Consider the following 23,803-nt stretch of genomic DNA (forward strand, 5'->3'; position numbering starts at 1 on the left):
GTAGTAGCCCCTGTGTCTCTTCAGGTTGGCGTCGCATCCGTACGCTGCGCCGCCTGGCTCAGTTCTGCAGATTCCCTTCGGCGCTCGGCGGGTAGCTGTCGAGCGGAAGCGCGATATGCAGCCTCGACACTCAGGGCATGCCTGGCATCTCTGGTCCCCACTGCGACCACAGTGCCGTCGCGACATACCAGTACGGAACTGCGACAGCCGGGATGACGAGACCTTCGGGCCAGTTCCACCGATGCGCGCACAGCAGAGCTACGGCTTGCAAAGCGACATACATGCCCAACGCGGCAAGGCGCCACCTGATGCGCCTACCACGCTCTTCAGGCGGGAGAACGAGAGCATGCCGAGGTTCGTGCACGCGTCCCCCGCACCCTTATCCGCGATAACTGGACCACCCTTCGGGTCGGCATGGTGGTCGGCCGCAGTCATCTCTGGAGGGTAATGGCGGCGAGGAGTGCCGGGATCAGCCGAGCAACTCGTTCGGCCTCATACCGGTAGGGGACGGCGATCTCACCGCCCCCACTGGCACCATCGCCCACTGCCATCGGGTGGCTCGACGGCGGCGCGACCACGGCGATGGAGCGCGGCCCGACGTCTCAGCGCCCCCGGACCGATCGGGCGTGGTGACGAAGAGAACACGTCGTCCACGCCTACCTCATGCATGGTGCCGTCCGTACCCATCCGATACATGCGCGGCGGCGCCATGCGGCTCATCGCCTCCCGCATGAGAGCCTCACGATCTGTCTGCTCGCGACCGGTCGGATCCGCGACGCGGAAGCCGTGCAGAGCGACTGTGTCGGTGTCGACATCATCCGGCTGGGGGCGACCCTCAATGACGAAGCCGAACAGGGCACGCAGCGCCTCCTCGCCGAGATCCAGCGGATGAAACGGCAACGGATACGGCCCCTGACCGGGAAAAATTGACGTGACAGGGTGCTCGCCTGCCCAGTACGGGCGCTCGAACGGATACGGCTCGCCGACATTTCTCCACGATCCCCCCGTCCGGCGAGACGCTCAGCGAGCGGATCAGCTGGCCGCCTTCCCATACGGCGAACGTCAGCGCGTCCACGACCGAGTGCATCGAATGCAGCAGGATCGCCGGCCCGCCGCCTCCGCGAGCAAGTGATCAGGTAACTCGGACGGAGTCACCGCGACGAGCCGTCTGTCGCACAGCAGGACAGCGCCGGGCATCACGGCGGCGAAGGCCACGTCGTCCGGTGGATAGCAGTCCTCGAACAGCGTGCCGCTCCGGATCGGGGTCACCTCGTAGCCGGGCGACAGCCGCCGCACGACCGCTTCGGCCTCAGCGGCACCGGCCGGGTTGCTCCCGCCCGGCGCCAGTCCGCTGCCCTGCGACCGGCCAGCCGCCCTGAGCGCCGTCGGCAGATCACCTTCGGCAAAAGCCAGCAACGCCGTCTTCGCACCCATCCGAACTCCAGCCTTCCGCCGTCAAGTCGCCGAGATGCTAACCGACCGCTACAACCTGCTACCGAGGTCTGCTGTGGATCGCCGCGAACGCCACGCGCACAGGTCTCCGCCGCTCATATCGAGGGGCGAAGTCCTACGACGGGTACGCGCGGCCGGGTGCCCGCCACCACGTTGGCTGCCAACTGCGCGGAGAACCGTGTCCACCAGCGCGGGTCCAGTCCGGCCGAGGGCGCGACGATCTCCCGGAAAATGTCGGCGGCGACCGGGGCGGGTAGGGCGACCTCCTGGGTGGCCCACGCCTGAAGGGCGTCGTCGAGGTTCATGGCTGCTCCACGTCGTCGTAGGTGCTCAGGGCTTCGGCCAGGGTGCGCCGGGCCAGCGAGAGCCGGTAACGGACCGTGCCGGCCGGGACGCTCAGCGCCGTCGCGATCTCCGCGCTGGTCAACCCGCCGGCCGCGGCCAGGGTCAGGGTCACCCGCTGCTGCTCCGGCAGCTGTTTGATCGTGTCGGCCACCACGGCCAGCCGTTCCGCGGCGATCACCGAGGTGCTCGCCGGGGCGGCCACGTCGGTGAGTTCGGCGCGGAGGGCCGCGCCGGTCGCCGCCCGCGTACGGGCCTGCCGGTGCTCGTCGATCGACAGGTTGCGGGCCACCGTGAAGATCCAGGCCCGCTGCCCGTCGGCCGAAAGGCCGGAAAGCTCGGGGAACCGTCGCCATGCCCGCAGGAATGTCTCCTGCATCAGGTCGGCAGCCAGCCAGCGGTCACCGGTGCGTCCGGTGAAGTAGGCGTGGATCGCGGCGCGGTGGGCGTCGTAGACCTTGCGGAACTCAACCCCGCGATCCATCAGCGACCCGGATCTGACTCATGACGGTCGTCGTCAGCACCTGGATGGCCGGCACGGCCTCGGCCGGTGCGAGCACGTCGCCGAGCGGGACGATGTCGGTCACATTCCTGCGCAGCAGGTCGGCCGTGACTCCCGCGCCGATCGTCAGGTCACCCAGCGCGATGAGGCTGATCGGATGGTCGAGCAGGCGGAAGTAGTCCGGGCCGAGTTCGACGTCCTCGAGGAAGACCCGCGGGTCGCCGGAGCGGTACCAGACCGTCTGGCCCTGGGTGTCCATCCGGGTCTCGAGCTCACTCTGCGCCGCCTCGGGAGCGAGCGCCTGCCCGGCGACGAAGATCTGGCTGTATCCGATCGGTCCCACCTCGCCGGTGATGATCACCTGCCCGGCGACGACCAGGATGTCGCTCGGCTCGCCGGTGTGGTTGGCCAGCGCGGCGCCGGTGAGACGCACCTGGCCGCTGAGCACCGTGACGTGCGGGCCGTCCTGACCTTGCTGGTGGCGGTAGTAGGTGACCGTCCCGACGCCGCCACCGAGCACCCGGCCGAGCACCGCCTCACTGCCACGCGGTGCGAACACCGACCCGACCACGCTGATCCGGCTCGGCAGCTCGCCGGTCACCTGACCGGTGATCACCAGAACGCCGATCACGACGAGTGCCTCGTCCGGCGCGCCGATCCCGTCCCCACCGACGACCAGCGGCCCGACGTGCACCCTCGACCTCAACCGATCCGGCACGAAGACGGTGGCGCCCACATCCGAGACCGGGATCGCCGCGTACGCGCCGGCCAGCGACTCGGGCACGACCACCGCGCCGACCCCGCTGATCCGGGTGATCGCCGCCAGCTCGTCCGGGCTGGTCAGGTGGCTCAGATCGAGCACACCCTGCTCTTCGATCACGCCACGTTCGTCGGTCATCGCGCTCATCCTGTCACCGTGCGGCCGGCTTCCGGCCATAGCCGCTCCGCCGCCGAGATCAGCCACTGGGCCAGCACGATCCGAGTCCGGCTCACCGACTTCCCGACGTGCTGTGGCGTGCGCGCCCGTCCCCGCCGGGCAAGCTCAGACTCGCGCCGCAGCTCCGCTTCCTTCATCCGCGCCACCCCGAGCAGGTATGGATCTATCATGCGTCTCACCCCTCTCACCCAGTACGACGGACGAGCGGGCGAAGTGTTGGGTCCGCCGCGTCCCGGTCGAGCGGAACCTGGCGCTCGACCGGCCCCGTCAGCGATCGAAGGCCTCCAGCAGGCGCGGCGTTGGTGAGGTGCCCGGCCGTTGGAATTGAGGGCGGCCGGGGCGCCGGACACTGCGCGCGGCCGGCGCCGAGGTGGTCGTGGCCCCGGCACCGGACCTGAGCGAGGTGCCGTGGGTGCCGCCGCAGACCCGGATGCTGGTCCGGGCGGCCAGCGCCGCGATGCGGCAGGCCCAGACCCGGGCCGCGACCGACGCCGGGGCCCGGGTCGCGGACATCGAGGTCGGTTCCGCGGACGCGTTCGCGGTGGACGCGAGCTTATTCAGTGCGGACCGGTTCGATCCGTCGAGCGCGGGCTACGCGGTGATCGCCGAGGCGCTGGCCCCGGCGGTACGCGCGGCGGCTGCGGCCGCACTGGCCGGTCGCCGGCTGACGCCTGGCGTTGTTGTTTGCCTTGACGCCGATGGCAGACTGTAGCGTCCCGACCGGCCTGTACTTGCTGAGGACGGAGATCGGTCCTGAAGTTCGCTATCAGTTACAGCACTGCGTCGCTCGGCGTCGATCCCAACCATATGATGGCCTACGCGCGCCACGCGGAGGCATGCGGCTTCGAAGCGCTGTACATGCCCGAGCACGTGGCGCTATACCGGGCGCAATGCTCGGATCGATGGAGTTGCCACCGGACCTGCCGCTGGTCGACCCGCTCGACGCGCTGAGTTTCGTCGCGGCCTCGACCAGCCGGATCCTGCTCGGTACCGGTGTGCTGCTGCTGCCGTATCAGCATCCGGTCGTGCTGGCCAAGCGTCTCGCCACCGTCGATGTGCTCTCGCGGGGGCGGATGCGGTTGCTGACAGTCGGATTGGGCAGCCTGCCCGGGGAGGCGCGGGCGGTAGGTGTCGATTTCCGCTCGCGGGGCCGGCGCGCCGACGAGGCCATCGACGTGCTGCGCCTGCTGTGGTCCGGCGGTGCGCAGGGTGTCAGGTTCCACGGTGAGTTTTTCGCCTTCGACGAGGTGTACAGCTTCCCGAAGCCCTACGGCGTCAGCACCCTGCCGATTCACGTCGGCGGCTCGAGCCGGGCCGCGGCCCGCCGGGCCGGGCAGCGGGGCGACGGCTATTTCCCGGGCGGGATGTTGAGCCCGCAGGAGCGTGCTGCCCAGCTCGACCTCGCCCGGTCCGAGGCCGCGGCGACCGGTCGTGACCCTGGCGCGCTGGAATATACGAGATGGGCTTCGATCTCGATGACCGAGCAACGAGCGGAGGCCCTGGCGGCGGAGGGCGTGACCCGGGTAGTGGTCAACGTGACCTCGACAAACCCGACCGAACAGTACGACGAGATGTCGGCCCTGGCCGAACGCTTCCATCTTCTCGGGAACGATGGGCAGCGCTGAATCGGCCACCCATCGGCTGCCCACCTTGGTGAGGCCTGCCCACTCCCGGGCGTTGCCACAGCGTCAGGCTCGAGGCCCCCGGCCAGGGCCGCAGAACCGACGCCACCGGCGCCGCTCACTCGGCGAGGACCACACCCGGATTCCCCGGACCGGGGGCATTTCGCGAATGCGGGCACTCAAACGGCGCCTGTCCGACATCGTCCAGCGGCAAAAGATCAACGACGCCAACTCCAGCGTGACCGGCTCTCATCCCACACCGACTCGCCCACGCAGCGTGGTCGGCGCAACGGCTGGGCGGCCGAACCGCATGCTCCGGCGGCCGGGCCGTCCAGCCGAGGCGGCCGGTGTCAGCTACTGTCAGTTGCCGCGGCACTGATAGGTAGGATTCGACCCCCGAAACTCGGCTTTGCCGAAGGCGAACACGCCGCCATCGCAGCCGTTGAGCCAGTAGCCGTCTCCGGTGGGGGTGGCAGCCATCCCACTGATGTGGCCGTTCAACGGCTTTCCGGCCAATGACCCGAAGAATCGCGCCGAGCCGAAGGCGAAGACGCCACCGTCCTCAGCCGTCATCCAGTAGCCCTTTCCGTCGGGGGCCGGGTCCATGTCGGTCACCGGTGCATTCAGCGGTTTGTCGCCCATCGAGCCGAAGAAGGGCGCATCACCGAAGGCGAAGATTCCCCCGTCTTTGGCAGCGAGCCAGTAGCCGTTGCCGGTGGGCGAGGCGGCGAGGGCCGTCACCGGCTTGTTGAGCGGCTTTCCGCCCATTGATCCGTGAAACGGCGCGTCGCCGAAGGCGAAGACACCGCCGTCGCTGCCGACCAGCCAGTAGCCCTTGCCGGTGCGGGTGGGCGCCATGCCGACGATGTTGTTCACTCGGACGCCGAGGCCCGGCAGCGAGCCGACGAACGGCGCGTTCCCGAAGGCGAAGACACCGCCATCTCGGCCAACCAGCCAGTAGCCACCGTTGTCCGGCGTACGGGCCATGCCGAGGATGTTGTTCACCTTGACCTTTCCGGGCAGGGCGCCGTGGAACGAGGCGTCGCCGTAGGAGAAGACGCCGCCGTAGGTGTCAACCTGCCAATATCCCCGGCCGGTCGAGGTTGGTACCACGTCGGCCGCCGTTGGCAGCATCGCGACCGTGAAAGAGGATGTGCGGCTGGCCGTCATGCCGGCCGCGTCGCGGATGGTGACCGTCCATCGGTAGCCCACACCCGGGTCGAGCCGATGCGCCGGGACGGTCCAGTTGTCGCCGACCCACCCGGAGTCGATGTCGGTGGACGGACCGACGACTCGATAGGAGAACTGCAACGTGTCTCCGTCCGGATCCGAGCCGGAGGCGGCAAGCACCGGCGTGTTCGAGCCGACGACGACGCCGTCGGCTGGTGCAGTCCGGGAAATGGAGGGCGGACGGTTCGGTAGCGACAACGTCTTGGTGATCGATCCGGCTTTGCCGAACTGGTCGGTGACCGTGAGTGTGACTGCTGGGTTGGTCCGCTTGCCCAGCGCAACCGTGGGCTTGATGCCGGTGGCGATAGTCTCGCCGCCGATCGACCACCGCCAACTCACGACGCTGCCGTCCGGGTCACGGGACGCCGATCCGTCGAGGGTGATCAGGTTGCCGGCGCCGGTCAACCGACTGTGACTGAATGCCGCCGACGGTGCCGCGTTCGGGATCGGGCGCGGTGTCGGCACGGATGCCGGCAGGCCGACGATGTCCTGCAGCGCTTGTGAGTAGGCGGCGTGCCCTCTGGGATTGGGGTGGTAGGTGGTGTCGAGGGCGGCCAGCGCGTCACCCACCTCGAGCAGCCACCGCGTGCTGTTGGTGCGGGTAGCTCGCGCTTCGGGCTCGTGGCCCTCGAAGCGCCGCGCCATGCTGTCCACGTAGGTGATCAGTCCACCAGCCGACCGGACGGCGTCGTCGACAGCGGCCTTCTGTGCGGCGGTGCCAAGCACGTTCATCTCACGGATGTCGGCCCCGGCATCGTAGGAGTCGGTGCCACGCAGCGACTTCAACACGTACGAGTAGCTTCCGACCAGATGCGGGTATCCCAGCAGGACTATGTGGGCGCGGGGCGCCTTGCTTCGAATGGCGATCAGCGCGCCGGCCACACGGGCGCGAAGCCCGTCCGAGCCGGCATCTTTGATCTTGTCGCGGCCCTGCGTGACCGCTCGGCGACAATCGCCGGGATCGCGTTCCGCCGGCACGAAGCACTGGTGGACGACCTTACTGAAACCGACGTCGTTGCCGCCCATTGTCAGCACCACCAGATCGGTATTCGTGTTCAACGCCTCCACCTGAGGACGCAGATATGAGAAACATTTGTCCTCGACGTATTCGTCGGGCGATCGAGGCGTCGAGTAGCACCGCCCCTGGACGATGACGTCGTCGTCTGGTCGACGGTTGCGTTGGGTGATCTCTTTGGTCGTCGCGCCGTTGCATGCGACGTTGGTGAGATTGACCGGATAACCGTTCTGGCGCATCCAGCCGGCATATAGCTCTGCCCAGTTGGCATGGCTGCGCCAACAGCCGTGCGGGCCGTAATAGTTTGCGGCGCCGTTACCGGCTGAGAACGAGTCACCCATGACCACCATCTCGGTGACGTCTGCAGCCGCGCGCGCGTGCGCCGTTTGTGGAACGGCGAAAGCCGAGGCCAGCAGAACACTGAGGAGAGATCGGGATAACAAACGAGAAAGCGTCACAGATCCTCCCGAGAAAAGGTTGTCTGAAGGCTACGGCTTTCCGCGGCTTCCGGAGCCCCACGTCCGGCCCGAGCACAGAGAATGGTAGCTGTGACAGAGTGGCCTTCCGGCTTCCCCTGAACGGGTTGCCAAGACGAAATTCGGCAGCCGGGCGGCCGGCCCATCCAATCGCGCGTCGCGCGCCGGTGCAAGCGAGTGAGCTTGAGCCTCATCCGAACCGGCATTCGGCTGTTGCCGACCTGTTCCGGCGGCACGTCCATCGTTGCGTGGTCCCCAGGAATACACTTTCGTTTGTTTTCGCGCTCCCTCTGAGAGTGCCGACATCCTCGACCTCGACCTGGTAGATGAGGTTGACGAACTTCCGAACGCCGGCCTCCGCGTCCTGGAACGATGCCCGCAGATCGGCCTCCGCGCCGAATCCTTCCATGTATTCCGGGTCGGTGGCCCCGGCGCAGTCGGTGTCGAATATGCGTTCGATGCGGCATACCACCGCCGGTTCGATCCTGAACCGGATGCCGTCCCGGCTGGAGAAGCGTTGGGTGAGCGACAGCCTGTCGCCGCTCAAGGTGGCAGTAAGGACGAAGTCGATGCGCCCGACGACGGCACACCGCTGCGGTGGCAGGTAGCCGTTGCGGCAGCTGCCGACCAGGAAGCTCCGCTCGAACCGCCACGAGCGCGCGTCCACGATTTGCCCCTGCGCCGTGTTGTGTCCGTGGTTGGCGCCGAAGGCTGACGCGGCTACCAGAACGGCGGTACTGACAAATGCGACGAGCAGGTAGCCGATCCTTCTCATCGGCGCGCCCCATCGGCGAAGTGCTCCAGGAAGACCTGGTGCCGAAATTGGTAGCAGTCACCGGCGCGCACCAGCAAGCCGGTCTGCTCGACGTCGTCCAGGAACGCAGCCAGGCCTACCGGCACCTTGCCCTCCACCTGCAACAGCAGGAGTGTCACCCGGTTCTGTAGCAGGTAGGCACCCCCGTTGGTCATCCAGCCCGCCGCTCCCCCCGCGAGGCCGACCGCGAGTGCGCCCAGCAGCGCGCCGACCAGCCCGCCAGGCGGACCGAACGCCATCGGCTCCAAAAGGCCACCCGCCGGGCCGAGCGGCAGGGCGAACGACTGGTGCCCGGGTCGTACGTCGGACAGCTGCGCCAGCACCAATCCGCCGGTACCGAAGAGGAGCACTGCTGTGCTGGTCTTGAGAAGGCTGGTCCGGTCGGCCGGACGCAGGGCGATCAGGCTCGCCAGCACTCCGAACAGGACGATCTCGGTGACGAACGAGCCGAGTCCGATGCTCATCGCGTACGGCATTCCGAAGGCATCCGCGCTCAGCGCGACCAGCCCGGGCCGCGTCGCGACGCCGATCAGCACACCGCTGGCGGGCCCGAACGCCAGTGCACCGAACAGCATCGCCGCGATTCCCAGAACGCCGCTCGCTATCGAGGCCGTGGCGATCGACTGATGCAGACCGCCGAACGGGGCACGGACCGATTCGCCGGCCTGGGTCTCCAGGCCACCGAGCAGGGTGAACGCGATGATGGTGATGCCGAGAGTGACGGCACCCTGGACCAGGCCCGCCTGCCATCCCGCAGCAGCGCCGGACGACCCCGTCGAAAGTGCGGCGCCAGCCACCCCGACCGCGACCGACACGAGCACCGCACAGCTTCCGATCAGAAGGAGCCGTTTGCGCAGCATCGCTATCCGCCAGACCAGGTCGCCTGCCGGCGGCGTAACACCCATGAGCCTGACCAGCACCGCGAGTGCCAGCACCACGCCGACGTCCGTGCCGATGGCGGCCGCGGCGCTCTGACCGACATCAAGCCCGAACGACATGCCACGCCCGACGGCGATGGCCGATCGAACCAGCATGACGGCGATGAGGCACACCACGGCCGCGAGCACGACCGGCAGTACCCAGAGGCAGAGGAGCCGTTGCCATCGTCGAAGGACGCCGTCCGCGTTGAGCCGATCGGGACAGAAGCCGACGGCTCTGGTCTGCTGCATGAACAGCGCGATTCTGCGCAGGCCCTCCAGCCTCCGGCGCGCTGTCAGTGCCTCGGCCGGGTCGCTGCGGCCGTTCAGAGCTGCGCCGACGAACGCGTCGATGAGGCCGCGGTGCCCGGCTTTCTCGCCGGGACGGACCGGGGGCCCCTCGGCTGCCAGGACCATGAACAACGGACTGTCGACCAACTGCACGAGGTCCGAGTTCGACCGCAGCGCGTGCCACAGCTCGCCGAGCCGGTCAGCGTGTGCCTCGGCGTATCGGCCTACCTGCTCGGGCGTCAGCGGTTCGATGCGCACCGTCTGCCATCCCGACGGCGGGTGGAGCTCCTCCCGCTGATGCGGCACCGCCCGGTGCGCGACGACGATCCCGAGCCGGGCCCGTTCGGGCCTGAATGTGGCGAGCGCCCTGATCAGAGCCGGTCGCGCGGTGGCGGTCACCTCGTCCAGGCCGTCGAGAAGCAGGCAATAGGTGCCGTTGTCGAGCCAGCAACGCGCTTCGTCCAGGGACAGGTCGTACCGCTGGGCGACCGTACCGGCGGCCCACGAGGCGAACGACGTGTCGCCTTCGGTCCAGGAGGGCAAGGCCAATAGTAGGGGCAGGTAGGCCGGCGGGTCGGCCGGCACCTTGCGCCGGCGGCGCAGGCCCTTCGTCCCGTACCGGCGCAGCAGCAGCTCTGCCAGCAGCCGTAGCTGCTCGGATTTGCCGGCGCCCGGCGCGCCGGTCAGCAGGACCCGCCGCCCGGCATCCCTGAGCAGGCGTTGCAAGCCGTCGATCGTCCTGGGTCTGCCGGCATCGGTCAGCAAGCTCAGTCGTACGTCGATCCAGGGAATCGACGAGTGCGCCGCCGGCGCGCGGTCGCCCAGCTGGCGGCGCATCGCCCCGATTAGGTGATCCCGGATCCGGCCCAGTTCTTTCATGTCCGGCATACCGGTCCCCGTAGGGGGCAGCTCGGCCTTGGCGGCCGGGCGGGCATCGCGGCGAAGGACCAAGGGAACGCACGTGCCGCCGATGAAGAGAATCAGGAAAAACAGTGGGAACCGCATGATCAATGCGAACGGGCCGCTGCCCTTGTCCTCGGAGAGCCCATTCACGATCACGCCGGACACGACGGGAACCAGGCCGGCGGCGAGGGTCGACACGACGGTGCGCGCGCCCTTGCGTGTGGCGTCGCCGGAGGTCGGTGGGGAAGAACCGGGTATCACGAGGAACCGTCCTTGAAACGGTGATGACATGGTCGGTGTCCACGTACCGAGCTGCCCCGTGCGGGCGGGCCATGCCCCGCGCCGGATCGGGCTACGACAACTCCGGCTGGACTCGCGCCCGTTCGGGAAGCCGGTGGATCCGCCATTGCCGGGCCGCCTGCGGAGAAGGCGAGCATGATGCCGATGAGCGGCACCCCATGTTCACGGAACGCACCGTGGAGATTCCTCACTTATCGGGACGTGCTGGAGAAATCATTCACCGGGCGCAGGTTTGCGGGTATCAGGTGCACGACCCCAACAACCTGCACGGGCGGTTCGAAACCGTGGTCAGTGAGCGGCCGTTCCGGACGGGAGGCTTAATCCTTCCGGAGTTCCCCCAGCCGGCCGTCCGGCGGACACCGGGCCGCGCGGGCTCCGCCGGCATGAAACCCTTATTGCGTCATCAACGATTCGCCGGCGGGTGATGGTGGTTCGCAGTTGGCTGATGCACTCTTCTCGAGCGTGCGCCTGGCGAGCAGTTTCGCCCCATGGTGGGGACTGAAGTCGGCCGCCGGTGGCGGAGCATTACGCCGGCGCCTGAGTCGCCGTCAGGTTTGCCGGCCTAGCTGTCGGTCAGTGCCTTCATAGGCGAAGCCGGCCCGGCAGATCACGACGACGTGAGTGGAACCAGGGACGGCACCAAGAGCAGCAAGTCGTCAGGGAGCGTCGCCGCCCACTGCGCGAGATCGCTGGTGACTCGCAGCAGTTCCACCTCGACGCGGGCCTGCGCTTGCTCGTCGATGTCCTCGCCGACAGACTCCAGGGTCCAGTCCTGCCAATGCCGCATCAGATGGGCTCGTACGTTGTCGAGTTGGCCCCGGGTCCATCTGCTGGTCACGACGCACAGCCGATCGGGCAGCTGCGGCCGGAGCATTTCCTCGACAGCATCGATGTCCTCGGCGACCACGACCAGCACGGCCTGGTATAGGCCCGGCCGAAAGGTCGCGACAGCGACCGCTGCTCCACTGTTCTCCAGGGCATCCCGGTCGAAATCGAGATTCTCGCCGCGGGGCCAGCCACCGGCCGGCGGTGGACAGGGCGGTGTCGACCAGCGGTCTGCCCGATCCGGCAGCGGCGCTGCTTGTGACAGCGACTCAACCTCAAGGGCATCGCCCAGCCAGACACCGCTGACGGTGACCGGCCACGCCGGGTCGATATCCGAAGTCGCGGCCAGTGCGGCGTCCGCACCGATCAAGCGTACTGATTGGCGGGATCGCGGCCGGCTGCCTCCTGGCGGTCCCAACGGGAAGAACCGGGCCAGGTCGAGCCAGACACCATCGGCGTCCGCCACCAGCTCCCCCGAGCCTGTGACACGGTCCCCGACCTCGAACACCAGCAGGCGCACGTCCACGTTCCCCACCATAGGCGACTGCCACCCACCGGGGTCGGCCATCCGCTCGGTCAGAAGAGGGTGAGCGGCTCGATCGGGTCCGGCTCGCGCAGGGGCTCCAGCTCCGGCACCCGGGCCCGGATCGCGTCGTGGAAGCGGCGGGCCAGCTGCGGCGCGTCGGCGTTGTCCGGCGTGTGCACGAACACCGTCGGTGCGCGGCCCTCGCGCAGCCAGCCCACGGTCACGTCCACCCAGTGCTGCCAGCCCTCTACTGTCTCCCGGACCGCGTCGCGGCCCAGGTAGCGGATGATCGGCCGGTCGGTCAGGGCCTGCGAGCGGCGCGGCAGGCGGGGCTTCTTGGTCCACGCGTCGCGTTCCGCCGCACTGGTCGGGAGCTTCGCGAAGAAAACCGTCGTGTCGAACGGCACCCATTCGGCGTTCACAGCAGCGAGGGCGCGTTCGAGCTCCGCTGTCGCGTGGGGGTCGTCGAAGAAGGCCGGGTGGCGGACCTCCACGGCGTACCGGTAAGAGGCCGGCACCTGCCGCAGGAAGGTCTCCAGGGCCGGGAGGTCGGCCGGGCCGAAGGATCCCGGCAGCTGGATCCACAGGGCGTGGGCCCGTGGGCCCAGCGGCTCGATCGCGTCCAGGAAGATCCGCAGCGGGTCCTCGGCCGCCACCAGCCGGCGTTCGTGGGTGATGACCTTGGGCAGCTTGAGCACGAACCGGAAGTCCGGATCGGTCTGCTGCGCCCAGGTCTGCACGGTCTCGCGGGCCGGCGTCGCGTAGAAGGTGGTGTTGCCCTCGACCGCGTTGCACCAGCCGCTGTACGCCCGCAGCCGCTCGCGCGACGGCAGCGGATGCGCCACGAAGCGTCCCTGCCAGGACTTCAGTGACCACATCGCGCATCCCACGTGAAGCCGCATGCCGAGATGGTAGGCGGTGCGCCGGAGCGGCCTGCTCACGCGGGCAGGCCGGCCGCCAGTTTCCGCAGGGCCTGGGCCGCGCCGGCGGTCAGCGGCTCGCCGTGGCCGGGCAGGATCGCTTTGACGTCCATCGCGGCCAGCTTGCGGACCGAGTCGTTGGCCTTGGCCTCGTCGGCGGTGTACTGGGGATCGGAGCGTTCCAGGCCGTTGGTCGTACGCAGTGCGTCGCCGGCCACCAGGATGCCGGTGGCCGGCTCGAAGACGGAGATGTGGCCGAGGGTGTGGCCCGGGGTCTCGACGACGCGCATCCCGAAGACCTCGTCGCCCTCGGCCAGCGGCTTCAGCGGCTTGTCCGAGATGATCGACGAGAGGTCGCCGGACCCGGCATAGATGGAGGCTTTGACCAGCGGGGCGATCTCGGCGAGGCCGCCGACGTGGTCGTCGTGCAGGTGGGTGAGCACGATGTGCTTCACCGCGTCCCACCCGGCGCCCGCCGCCTTCAGTCCCTCCCCGATCGCCGACTCGGAACCGGCGGTGCCCAGGTCGACGATCGCCGCCTCACCGTTGCGGACCAGGATGTACGCGGCCACGTAGGACATGCTCACCCGCCGCCAGTCGCCGGCCACCGCGCCGCTGACCGCCGGGACGGGCTGCTCCGACGACGCGGCCGGCGCCGCCGGCCCGGACGACTCCGACGAGCAGGAGCCGAGCACAGCCACACCCAGCGCACCGGCCCCGGCCGTGAACAGCAGCCGGCGGCGAGAAAACGACAGATTCCCCATGACCGTCGATTGAATCAGGTCGCGTCGGCAAAATCCGCCCTGGCCTGCTCCATCTGCCGCAGAACGGCGGACGCCCCCTGGGACCGCGCGATGGCGCACCCCTCGTCGAGGATCTCGTCGCCGGCCGGGGAGAGTCGGGCCCGCCGACGGTCAGGTCCAGTAGAGGATGCGGCAGGACGGCAGCCGCGCTGCGATCTCTGCCTCGAACCAGCCGCGCAGCTCGGCCATCGTCCCGGCCGGGTAGACGTACTTGACCGCGCCGAACTTGCCGTGCTTGCGGCTGCGGGATTCCTCGTCCATCTCCAGCTTCGTGCGGGGATACCAGCCCAGCAGCACCTCCTTGCTGCCCGGGGTGAAGCGGTGGGTGATCAGCTCCGCGGTCAGATCGAGCCCCGGTACGCCCTCGACCGCGGCCGCCACCTGGTCCAGCAGCAGGCCGTAGTGGGTGCGCCAGTCCTCGACCGGCATGATCGGCGCGATGGTCAGGCCGACCGGATAGCCGTCGAGGGCCAGCCTGCGCAGCGCCGCCAGCCGGTCCGCCACCCGGCTCGTGCCGCCCTCCATCCGGTCGCTGACCGGCGCGCAGTTGACGCTGAGCCGGACGCGGGTACGCCCGGCGTGCGGCAGCCCCACGAACGTGGCGACGTCGTCGAACTTGGTCGTCCAGCGCAACTGCACCGGCGCGTCCCAGGCCCCGAAGTGCTCGACCGCCCGGCGCCAGCTGCCGGTCAGATGTTCCAGGGCCAGCGGGTCGGTGTAGCAGGAGGCCTCGAAGGTGGTGCCCTCGTCGCGGCGGGCGGCCCGGCGGCTGGTGATCGTCCCGCGCCCCTCGTACGCGGCCAGGCCGGCGAGGATGTCGTCCAGGTCGGCGTACACCCGGGTCACCGGCGGTCCGGACAGCGAGCCGGCCAGGTAGCAGTACTGGCAGTGCGCCGGGCAGCCCTCGGCCAGGTCGAACCGCCAGTCGGCGCTGGGGGCGATCGGCTGCAGGGTGCGCCGGGCGGGCGGGCTCACCACGATGGCCATGGTGGCTTTGGCGCGGGCGTACGTCTCCCGGTCGGTCTCACCGCGTACCCCGGTCAGCCGGTTGGCCCGCAGCCGCTCGACCTCGATCCCCTGGGCCTCGACCAGCGCCATGATCCGCCGCCCGTGCGGATGGTCGTAGGCCGCCGGGGTGGCCACCACCCGCCGCGGCGTCCAACGGCGGGCGGGCCGCGCGGGCGGCGCGACGGCGCTGAGGTCGAATGTGCGCACCGCCTCGCCGCTGGCGCTGTGCGGAGCCGCCGGCACGTCCGGGGCGAGCGGCTGGTCGACGTCGATGCCATGGTCGGTCACCGGGGGCAGATACCCTGCCGGGACCGGATCTACCGTCAGCGCAAGGTGATCACATTGCCGGTGACCAGCGCGGACGCGTCCGAGGCGAGGTAGGCGATGACCTCGGCCACCTGCGCCGGGGTGGCCACGTTCACCAGCGCCGTGCTCCGCGCCACGAAGTCGCGGACGGCGTCGGTCACCCATCCGGTGTCGGTCACCGGCGGGTGCACGACATTGGCGGTGATGCCGAGCGGGGCCAGCTCGGCGGCGGCGGACATCGTGTAGTTGGTCTGGGCGGCTTTCGCGGCGCCGTACGAGACCTCCTGCGGGAAGCCGAGCTCGGCGCCGGAGGTCAGGCCCACGATCCGGCCCCAGGTCGCGCCGCGGGCGGCGTGCCGCCGGGCGAACTCGGCGATGAGCAGCGCCGGCGCCATCGCGTCCACGGCGAACTGCTGCGACCAGGTGGCGACGGTGACGGGCTGCAGCTGCCGCCCGTGCTGGTCGACGGTCCGCGGGCTGAAGGTGTCCTGCACCCAGCCGGTGGCGTTGTTGATCAGGATGTCGACCGGACCGAAGGTGGCCTCGGCCAGGTCGAACAGGCGCTGCGGGGCCAGTGGATCGGTGAGGTCCTCGTCGGCGGCGATGGCTGCGCCGCCGCGCTCGCGGATCTCCACCACCACCGCGTCGGCGGTCGCTGCGCGGCTGGTCCGGTAGGCCTCGGGGACTGCCGGATCCACCGGGTCGTCGACCTGCCGGTAGGCGCACACGACGGCGGCGCCGCCGGCGGCCAGGGCCCGGGCTGTGGCGGCGCCGATTCCGTGGTTGGCGCCGGTGACCAGAGCGACATGCGGAGGCATGCGGGCAGTCTGCAATCCTGCTCGGCGGCGGGCAACGAGATTTCGGCGGCCGGCGCTCAGGCCGCGGCCGGCGCGGCGGCGAACGCGCCGAGCACCTCCGCGACCCGCCGCACATCCCCGGGCCCGCACCGATGATCCACCGGCACCGTCAAAATCCGGGCCGCCAGATCAGCCGCCTCCTCATCCCCGCTCCACACCCCGCCCCGGTCCTGCCGCCAGTGCACCGGCGCGTAGATCCCGTGCCGTGCCAGATGCGCCAGCAGGCCGTCGCGGACCGGCTCCGATTCGCACAGCAGCTGCACCCGGAACGGCACCGCACCGGCCGGCCCACCGCTCAGCACCCGCCACGCCCCGTCACGAGCCGCCAGAGCGTCGATCAGGGCGTGCGCGTTCCGGGCGTTCGCAGCGCGCAGACCGGCCAGATCCAGCAGCGGCAGCACCGTCGCCGTCAGCGCGCTCGCCGGTCCTTCGCTGCCGAGCAGGGCGTGCTCACCGCGCTGTTGCAGGGCCCGGAAGTCGTCCTTGGGCACTTCCCGGCCGTCCAGCCACGCGCCTTTGAGCAGCATCGCCACCAGTTTCAGCTGCGCGCCGGGGCTTTCCGCCCCGACCGGCCCGGGCAGGGCCAGCCCGTGCGGGGACCAGAGCAGGCCGCCGTCCGGCAGCGGCAGGGTCTTGCGCAGGGAGGCCATCGCGTACGGGGCCGGGCTGGCGCGGGCCCAGTCGCTGAACGGGTCGTGTGAGTGGTCCTCCACCACGGTGACGCCGGGGTGCGCTCGCATCCACGCGGCCCACGGCTCCGGGCGGTCGCGGCCGAACAGGTTCTGGGTCAGGACGACGTCGCCGGGCAGCGCGCGCAGGGTTTCCAGGCGGGGTCCGTCGCCGTCGGGCAGGTGCCGGTACCAGGTGATCGGCACGTCGGCGGACAGGGTTTCGGCGACTCCCATGCAGAAGAACGACGGCACGTGCAGCCGGCCCGCCGGCGCCAGCTGCCGCAGCAGGGTGCTCAGCGCCCCGCAGCCGGTGGCGAACAGCTCGAACCGTTGCGGCAGCAGGGATTGCGGTGTGGTGGCGATGGCGGCCGGGTCCCAGTGGAACTCCGAGCCGACCTCAGGCCGCACGGCCGAGGTCCCGGGCCCGCTGGATGTTGAGCTCGTCGACGTGCACCGGGGCCTCCTCGCGGTGCAGGGTGGCCACCGTGCGCCAGAGGATGCGCAGGTCCAGCCGCACCGAGCGGTGGTCGACGTACCAGCGGTCCAGGGCGAAGCGCTGCGGCCAGTCGATGTCGTCGCGGCCGTTGACCTGGGCCCAGCCGGTGATGCCGGGCTTGACCTCCAGGCGCCGGGCGTCCTCGGCCGAGTAGTTGGCGACCTGCGGCAGCACGTCCGGGCGCGGACCGACCAGCAGCATCTGCCCGCGGACCACGTTCACCAGCTGGGGCAGCTCGTCCAGGCTGGTGCGGCGCAGGAACCGGCCGCACCGGGTGATCCGCGGGTCGTTCTCGACCAGCCCGAACGGGTCGCTGATACCCAGCTGCGCGCTCAGCGCGACCGAGTCGTGGACCATCGTGCGGAACTTGAGCATCCGGAACGGCACGCCGCCGAGCCCGGCGCGGTCCTGCACGAACAGGATCCCCGGGCCGTCGGCGATCCGGATCCAGGCGGCCACCACCAGGATCACCGGGGACAACAGCAGCAGTGCGACGGCGGCGGCCAGCCGGTTGAGACCATCCCAGAACGTCATAGCGTCTCCACATTCGGTCCGGTGAGGCGGTGCCGGGTGTCCAGGACGTAAGCGGCGTGCTCGACGACCAGGTCCAGGTCGAAGGCGTCGTGGTCGGCCAGCACGATGACGGCGTCGGCCGCGGCGATCTGCTCGGCGGTGGCGGCGACCCGGACGACGCGGCGGTCCACGTGGGCGTCCTCGACCACGTGCGGGTCGGCCGCGCGTACCTCGGCCCCCATGTCCAGCAGCAGCGAGGCGACCCGCCGGGCCGGCGACTCGCGGGCGTCGCCGCTGTTCTTCTTGTACGCGAGCCCGAGCAGCAGCACGGTCGAGCCGTTGACCGGCTTGCGCCGCTGGTTGAGCGCGCCGACCAGGCGCCGGACGACGTAGTCGGGCATGTGGTTGTTGATGTCGTTGGCCAGCTCGACGAACCGGAAGCTCTGGCCCAGCGTCCGCTGCACCCGCCAGGACAGGTACGACGGGTCGATCGGCAGGCAGTGCCCGCCGACCCCGGGACCGGGCACGAACGGCATGTAGCCGAACGGCTTGCTCGACGCCGCCTCGATCGCCTCCCAGACGTCGATGCCGAGGTCGTGGGCGAACACCGCCAGCTCGTTGATCAGCGCGATGTTGACGTGCCGGAACGTGTTCTCCATGAGCTTGGCCAGCTCGGCGACCTTGGGATCGGAGACCGGCACGGTGTGCTCGACAACCGAGGCGTAGAAGGCACGCACCCGCTCCAGCGACTCGGCGTTGATGCCGGAGACGACCTTGGGGGTGGTGACCAGGTTCCAGGTGCGGTTGCCCGGGTCGATGCGCTCGGGGCTGTAACCGAGGTGGAAGTCGACCCCGGCGATCAGGCCGGAGCCCTCCTCCAGCAGCGGCGCGACCAGGTCGGTGGTGGTGCCCGGATAGGTGGTCGACTCCAGCGCCACGGTGGCGCCCGGGCGCAGGTAGCGCGCCAGGGTCCGGGCCGACTGCTCGATGTAGTTCAGGTCGGGGGTGCCCTCGCGCAGCGGGGTCGGCACCGCGATGACCGCGACGTCGAAGCCGGCGCAGGAGCGCGGATCGGCCGACGGGTGGAACGTGCCGGCGTCGATGATCTCCTGCAGCTCCGCCGACGACACGTCGTCCACGTAGGACTCCCCAGCGGCGAGGCGCTTGATGCGTTCCTCGTCGACGTCGAAGCCGACGACCGAATGACCCACCTGGGCGGCGCGGACCGCCAGCGGCAGCCCCACGTAACCCTGACCGGCGATGACGACCCGCATGGGCGTGTTCCCTTCCTGCGCGGGGCGGCTCACGGCTGCCGTCCCGGGCGTACGGTGTATTCGGGCTGCCGCGGCGCGGTGGTCTTGGTGCGGGCGCCGGGCCGGCGCCCGTTGCGGGTCACCGGCATCGGCGGCGGGGTTTCGCGGGCCGGGGACAGCGCCGGGCTCTCGGCCAGCCAGCGCAGCACGGCGATCAGGTCCTTGCGCGGCGCCGTGGGGTCCAGCAGCGACAGCACGGCCCCGTCCAGCGGGGGCACCGGCGCCTGCGAGATCAGCGGGTGGTGCGGGCGGTGGTCGGGCTCGTCCGGGCCGAGCAGGACCTCGGCGAGCTTCTCGCCGGGACGCAGACCGGTGTAGACGATCTGGATGTGCCGTTCCGCCGCGTCGGCGATCCGGCGGGCGACGTCATGGATGCGCACCGGCTCGCCCATGTCGAGCACCAGCACCTCGCCGGCGCTGTCGAGCGCGCCGGCCTGGATGACCAGGCGGACGGCCTCCTGCACGGTCATGAAGTAGCGCGTCATCTCGGGGTGGGTGACGGTGATCGGCCCGCCCGCCTCGACCTGCGCGGCGAAGGCGGTCAGCACCGAGCCGCGGCTGCCCAGCACGTTGCCGAAGCGCACGCTGCAATAGGTGCCGTGGGCGGCCTCGTCGGCCGCCGCGGTGAGCCGTTCGGTGATCCGCTTGGAGTAGCCGAGCACGCTGACCGGTTCGGCGGCCTTGTCGGTGGAGATGTTCACCAGCCGGTCGACGCCGTGGCGCAGGGCCGTCTGCAGGATCTGGTAGGTGCCGATGATGTTGGTCTTGAGCGCCTCGGAGGGGTGCATCTCCAGCAGCGGCAGGTGTTTGAGAGCGGCCGCGTGGAACACCACCTGGGGCCGGTGCTCGGCGAAGACCTCGTCGAGGCGCTGCTGGTCGCGGATGTCGGCGACGACCAGGTTGCGGTCGTCGAGCATGCCGCGGCCGTCCAGGGAGAGCTGCACCGCGTGCAGGCCGGACTCGTCGCGATCCAGCATCACCAGCTGGGCGGGGTGGAAGCGGGCGACCTGGCGGCACAGCTCCGAGCCGATCGAGCCGCCGGCCCCGGTGACCAGCACCCGGCGGCCGGCCAGGTAGCCGGCCACGGCGGCCAGGTCGATGCCGATCTCGCGGCGCCCGAGCAGGTCGGCGTGGCTGACCGACCGGATGTCCTCGACGCTGACCGTACGGCCGAACAGCTCCACGACCGGCGGGACCACCTTCAGGTCGACGTTGAGCGGCTCGGCCAGCTCGGTCAGCTCGCGCACCAGGTCGGCGCTCGCGCTGGGGATGGCGATAAGCACCGCGTCGGCGCTGTACCGGCGGACCACCTCGGCCATCGCCTGCCGGTTGCCGGCCACCGGCACCCCCATCACCCGCAGGGTGCGCTTGGCGGGGTCGTCGTCGAGCAGCGCGACCGGCACGTACGGGCTGAACGGGCTGCGCAGCATCGCCCGGATGACCTGGGTGGCGCCCTCGCCTGCGCCCATCACGACGACCCGGGTGCCCGGCTCCGGCGAGGGGCGCAGCCGCTGGTCGTTGAGCAGGCGGACGGCGTAGCGCACGCCGGCGGTGAGCACCAGGGCGATCAGGCCGGCCGCGATGATGGCCGAGCGCGGCACGAGCCGGCCGAGCAGCGTGTCCAGCACGAAGATGACCGGGGTGGCGACCACCGCGGTCTTGGCCAGCGCGGCGATCTCCTCGAAGCAGCCGTACGACCAGCGCCCGGTGTAGAGGCCGAAGCGCAGCCCGGCCACGGTGTGCACGACCGCGGCGAAGCAGGCCAGCACCAGCAGCGGGAGCAGGTGGACGTGGCTGAGGTGGCCGTCGTGGCGCAGCAGGGTGGCGATCAGCAGGGCCAGGCCCAGCGCGGCGGCGTCGACGCCGGCCCGGGCCGCCCGCCCGGGTGCCACCATGCGTAACCAGGGCGCCCCGGCGGGCCTCCCGGCCCGCCGGTCGCCCGCGGTGGCGTCGGGCGCTGCTCGCCGTACCTGCATGGATTTCCTCCCTGGACGGATACCGGCGGTGGACGGCCGCGGTGAGAACTGGCAAGGAAAGGGAGCGTGCGCGCGCCGCATCAAATGGTGACGTCAATTGCGCGTGCCGCTCGTCGCTGATCGCTTTTCAGCGCTTGCGAATAAAGCGTGCCAGTCGCGCCAGATCGATCACAGTAGCAATTGTCACGGCCTACATGAGCCTGGTTCATGTTTGGCCCCCGAGGTGATCGCGTGCCCTCGATCGCCTGCTGCGCAGGCACTTTCGGTGCGCTGATACATCCGTTCGGCCGGACCAGGAAATCGATTTGCGCGTTCGGTGGCATTCATGTTGGGCATGACATCTGCGACTTTCATTGTCCGCCCCGACTCTGGCAGCGTCGCGAGTGCGCCGCACCGAGGAAAGAGGGGAAAATGAGGGTGCTGCACGTCATCAGCACTTTGGCGGCCGGCGGGGCCGAGCAACAACTGCGCCTGCTGGTGCCCCGGCTCCCGCACGACTGCGAAGTGGTCACCCTGGCCCGGCCGGGGCCGCTCGCGACGGGCCTGCGGGCCACCGGTACGGCGGTGCACGAGCTCGGCACCGACAGCGGCCCGGCCACGATCGTGCGGCTGCGGCGGCTCATCCGGCTCGGCCGCTTCGACGTCGTGCACACCCACCTGTACCGCGCCTGCGTCCAGGGCCGGTTCGCCGCCCGGCTGGCCGGCGTCCGGCCCGTCGTCGCCACCGCGCACCACTTGAGCGAACGGTTCGTCGAGGACCGCCCGGCGTCCGGCGGTGTCCGCGCGCTCTACCTCGCCGGCGAACGCGCCGGCCGGGCCACGATCGCGGTGACGCCGGCGGTCGCCGCGCGGCTGCGCGCCTGGGGTGTGCCGGACGCCCGGATCACCGTCATCCCCAAGGCGGTCGACGCGGCCGAGTTCCGCTTCGACCCGGCCCTGCGCGCGGCGGCCCGGGCCCGGCTGGAGATCGCGGACGGCGTACCGGTCGTCGGCGGAGTGGGCCGGCTGGAGCACGGCGAAGGATTCGACCGGCTGATCCGGGCGGTCGGCGAGCTGCCCGGGGTGACCCTGCTGCTGGTCGGCGACGGCCCGGCCCGGGTCGCGTTGCAGCGGCTCGCCGTCATCGAGGGCCTGGCCGACCGGGTCCGGTTCGCCGGCACCGTGGGCCACGCCCGGGAGATGCTCTGCGCCATGGACGTCTTCGCGTCACCGCCCGGCCCGGACACCGCCGGGCTGGTGGTGCTCGAGGCCCTCGCCGCCGGCCTGCCCGCCCTGTACGCGACCTGCCCGCCCCTGGACGAACTCGCCGCGACGCGGACCGTCCTCGACGGCGCCCACCGGCTCTCCCCGCGCGATCCGCAGTCGCTGGTCCGGGCGCTGCGCACCGAAGTCCTCTGCCACCGGGAACGCCATGGCGCCCGGCTGCCCGCCCGCTCGGCCGGTGACCGCTACAGCGCCGCCGCCGTGGCCGCCTCGGTCGCCCGGCTCTACGACCGGGTCGCGGGACGGTGAACCGGCGGCACCGCGGGCTCGGCCTCCACCAGCGACCAGCCGCGCACCAACTCGCGGACCCGCGCCGAGCGCATGGCCCGCCAGAAGATCAAAAAGCCGAGCCAGGCCCCCAGGGTGTTGGAGGTCAGGTCGTTCACGTCGGCCCAGCGGTTGCCGTGCCAGGCGAGGCAGATGACCGCCTGGGTGATCTCGATGGCCAGGCTGACCAGGAAACCGGTCAGCACCACCCGGCGGCGCTCGCGCAGGCCGGTGACCAGGAACAGCAGGGCGGCGAGCGGCAGCGTCATCACGATGTTGAGCAGGAAGTCGTCGACCCGCATGGTGGTCAGCGGGACCAGGATGATGCGGTAGAGCTCGGGCGGACCGGCGCCGGGGCCCCAGGCCAGGTGCAGCGGCAGCATGGTCGCGCCGACCACGGCCACCGCGTACCAGCCGGCGACCCAGGCCGTGGTCAGGCGGCGCGCGCTGAGCCGGCCGCGCCGGTGCAGCAGCACCCAGGAGACGATCATGAGCACGCCGCCCAGTGGCAGCAGGATGGGCAGCGCCGGCACGTCGAGCTGATGGAATGGCATCCCGGTCAACGGTACGGGCCCGGCCGCCGCGGCCTCAGCGCAACCAGCCGTCCTTGCGCGCGATCCGGATGGCGTCCAGGCGGTTGCGGGCGCCGGTCTTGGTGATGACGGCGGACAGGTAGTTGCGGACCGTACCGCCGGACAGGTAGAGCCGGCCGGCGATGTCGCTGACCGACTCCCCCTCGGCGGCCAGTCCGAGCACCTCGAGCTCGCGGGTGCTCAGGCCCCGGTCGGTGTTGAGCGAGGCGGCCTGCAGCAGGGGCGACACGACGCGTTCTCCGGCGGCCAGCCGGCGTACGGAGTCGGCCAGCACCGCCCCGGAGACGTCCTTGAGCAGGAAGTTGAGCGCGCCGGCCCAGCGCCGCGGCGGGAGCATGCCGCGCTTGGCCGGGTCGCAGAGCAGCAGCATGGCGCAGGACGGGATGGTGGCGTGCAGCTCGGCCGCCACCGGCAGCACCTGACTGACCATGTACTCGGTGTCGATGACGATCACCGTCGGCCACAGCTCCGCCGCCCGCTGCGCGAGATCACCGGCGAACGGCAGGGTGCCGACGTAATGCAGATCAGGCTTGGATTCCAGGAGTACCCGTACCGGGACGCCGAAGTATCCCTCGTCCCGCACCACCGCGACCCGGATCATCGCACCACCCTTCAGCGAGGGACGCCCGGCACCGGGCCGGATCGTCGACTTTGTCGGGGCCTGC

General features: G+C 70.5%; 20 protein-coding genes and 2 pseudogenes. 3 read left to right on the forward strand and 19 right to left on the reverse strand.

The window, feature by feature from the left end; all coding sequences use genetic code 11:
- Nucleotides 1–516: 516 nt before the first annotated feature.
- The 5 genes and pseudogenes from ACWEOZ_RS36065 to ACWEOZ_RS36085 form a co-directional block, all read right to left on the reverse strand.
- Nucleotides 517–930, reverse strand: a pseudogene (locus tag ACWEOZ_RS36065) (DUF6928 family protein); the annotation flags it as partial.
- Nucleotides 836–1,434, reverse strand: a pseudogene (locus ACWEOZ_RS36070) (DUF6928 family protein). The pseudogenes ACWEOZ_RS36065 and ACWEOZ_RS36070, both read right to left, overlap by 95 nt.
- 113 nt (nt 1,435–1,547) lie before the next feature.
- A complete protein-coding gene (locus tag ACWEOZ_RS36075; protein ID WP_451915150.1) occupies nt 1,548–1,757 on the reverse strand; it encodes a hypothetical protein in 210 nt (69 codons plus the stop codon).
- Complete coding sequence (locus tag ACWEOZ_RS36080; protein WP_451915151.1) at nt 1,754–2,278, reverse strand: RNA polymerase sigma factor; 525 nt, start codon at nt 2,276–2,278, stop codon at nt 1,754–1,756. The genes ACWEOZ_RS36075 and ACWEOZ_RS36080 overlap by 4 nt, the downstream gene beginning before the upstream one ends.
- Nucleotides 2,262–3,194, reverse strand: a complete 933-nt coding sequence (locus ACWEOZ_RS36085) for a hypothetical protein (protein WP_451915152.1) — start codon at nt 3,192–3,194, stop codon at nt 2,262–2,264. Before ACWEOZ_RS36085 ends, ACWEOZ_RS36080 begins: the two co-directional genes overlap by 17 nt.
- A 415-nt stretch (nt 3,195–3,609) precedes the next feature.
- On the opposite strand from ACWEOZ_RS36085, the gene ACWEOZ_RS36090 reads away from it, so the two are divergent.
- The gene (locus tag ACWEOZ_RS36090) at nt 3,610–3,945 is read left to right on the forward strand and encodes a hypothetical protein (protein ID WP_451915153.1); all 336 of its coding nucleotides are present in this window, start codon (nt 3,610–3,612) and stop codon (nt 3,943–3,945) included.
- Nucleotides 3,946–4,123: 178 nt separating this feature from the next.
- Nucleotides 4,124–4,858: a TIGR03619 family F420-dependent LLM class oxidoreductase gene (locus tag ACWEOZ_RS36095; RefSeq protein ID WP_451915154.1), complete on the forward strand. Its 735-nt coding sequence runs from the start codon at nt 4,124–4,126 to the stop codon at nt 4,856–4,858.
- Between the two features lie 357 nt (nt 4,859–5,215).
- On the opposite strand, the gene ACWEOZ_RS36100 is transcribed toward ACWEOZ_RS36095, so the two are convergent.
- The 12 genes from ACWEOZ_RS36100 to ACWEOZ_RS36155 form a co-directional block, all read right to left on the reverse strand.
- On the reverse strand, nt 5,216–7,558 hold the full coding sequence (locus ACWEOZ_RS36100; RefSeq protein WP_451915155.1) for a PKD domain-containing protein: 2,343 nt from the start codon (nt 7,556–7,558) through the stop codon (nt 5,216–5,218).
- A gap of 208 nt (nt 7,559–7,766) precedes the next feature.
- Entirely contained in the window at nt 7,767–8,351 is a 585-nt protein-coding gene (locus ACWEOZ_RS36105; protein WP_451915156.1) for a hypothetical protein, read from the reverse strand.
- Nucleotides 8,348–10,762 carry an NACHT domain-containing protein gene (locus ACWEOZ_RS36110; protein ID WP_451915157.1) on the reverse strand — a complete coding sequence of 805 codons (2,415 nt, stop codon included), beginning with the start codon at nt 10,760–10,762 and terminating at the stop codon, nt 8,348–8,350. Before ACWEOZ_RS36110 ends, ACWEOZ_RS36105 begins: the two co-directional genes overlap by 4 nt.
- Nucleotides 10,763–11,408: 646 nt before the next feature.
- Nucleotides 11,409–12,152, reverse strand: a complete 744-nt coding sequence (locus ACWEOZ_RS36115; RefSeq protein WP_451915158.1) for a hypothetical protein — start codon at nt 12,150–12,152, stop codon at nt 11,409–11,411.
- 50 nt (nt 12,153–12,202) lie between these two features.
- Nucleotides 12,203–13,030 carry a DUF72 domain-containing protein gene (locus ACWEOZ_RS36120; protein WP_451915175.1) on the reverse strand — a complete coding sequence of 276 codons (828 nt, stop codon included), beginning with the start codon at nt 13,028–13,030 and terminating at the stop codon, nt 12,203–12,205.
- 59 nt (nt 13,031–13,089) lie between these two features.
- Nucleotides 13,090–13,836 (reverse strand): MBL fold metallo-hydrolase, encoded by a 747-nt coding sequence (locus ACWEOZ_RS36125; RefSeq protein WP_451915159.1) that lies wholly within the window; start codon nt 13,834–13,836, stop codon nt 13,090–13,092.
- A gap of 150 nt (nt 13,837–13,986) precedes the next feature.
- Complete coding sequence (locus ACWEOZ_RS36130; protein WP_451915160.1) at nt 13,987–15,171, reverse strand: spore photoproduct lyase family protein; 1,185 nt, start codon at nt 15,169–15,171, stop codon at nt 13,987–13,989.
- Between the two features lie 35 nt (nt 15,172–15,206).
- Entirely contained in the window at nt 15,207–16,007 is an 801-nt protein-coding gene (locus tag ACWEOZ_RS36135; protein WP_451915161.1) for an SDR family NAD(P)-dependent oxidoreductase, read from the reverse strand.
- A gap of 56 nt (nt 16,008–16,063) precedes the next feature.
- Nucleotides 16,064–17,125 (reverse strand): hypothetical protein, encoded by a 1,062-nt coding sequence (locus ACWEOZ_RS36140; protein ID WP_451915162.1) that lies wholly within the window; start codon nt 17,123–17,125, stop codon nt 16,064–16,066.
- Nucleotides 17,115–17,747 (reverse strand): sugar transferase, encoded by a 633-nt coding sequence (locus ACWEOZ_RS36145; protein ID WP_451915163.1) that lies wholly within the window; start codon nt 17,745–17,747, stop codon nt 17,115–17,117. The genes ACWEOZ_RS36140 and ACWEOZ_RS36145 overlap by 11 nt, the downstream gene beginning before the upstream one ends.
- Nucleotides 17,744–19,000, reverse strand: a complete 1,257-nt coding sequence (locus ACWEOZ_RS36150; RefSeq protein WP_451915164.1) for a nucleotide sugar dehydrogenase — start codon at nt 18,998–19,000, stop codon at nt 17,744–17,746. The genes ACWEOZ_RS36145 and ACWEOZ_RS36150 overlap by 4 nt, the downstream gene beginning before the upstream one ends.
- A 29-nt stretch (nt 19,001–19,029) precedes the next feature.
- Nucleotides 19,030–21,015: a polysaccharide biosynthesis protein gene (locus tag ACWEOZ_RS36155; protein WP_451915165.1), complete on the reverse strand. Its 1,986-nt coding sequence runs from the start codon at nt 21,013–21,015 to the stop codon at nt 19,030–19,032.
- A gap of 411 nt (nt 21,016–21,426) precedes the next feature.
- Between ACWEOZ_RS36155 and ACWEOZ_RS36160 the strand changes: the two genes are divergently transcribed.
- Complete coding sequence (locus ACWEOZ_RS36160; protein ID WP_451915166.1) at nt 21,427–22,527, forward strand: glycosyltransferase; 1,101 nt, start codon at nt 21,427–21,429, stop codon at nt 22,525–22,527.
- On the opposite strand, the gene ACWEOZ_RS36165 is transcribed toward ACWEOZ_RS36160, so the two are convergent.
- Nucleotides 22,503–23,099 carry a VanZ family protein gene (locus ACWEOZ_RS36165; RefSeq protein WP_451915167.1) on the reverse strand — a complete coding sequence of 199 codons (597 nt, stop codon included), beginning with the start codon at nt 23,097–23,099 and terminating at the stop codon, nt 22,503–22,505. The genes ACWEOZ_RS36160 and ACWEOZ_RS36165 overlap by 25 nt on opposite strands.
- Before the next feature lie 34 nt (nt 23,100–23,133).
- A complete protein-coding gene (locus ACWEOZ_RS36170) occupies nt 23,134–23,739 on the reverse strand; it encodes a response regulator transcription factor (RefSeq protein ID WP_451915168.1) in 606 nt (201 codons plus the stop codon).
- Nucleotides 23,740–23,803: the final 64 nt, after the last annotated feature.

The organism is Actinoplanes sp. NPDC004185 (assembly GCF_053603475.1).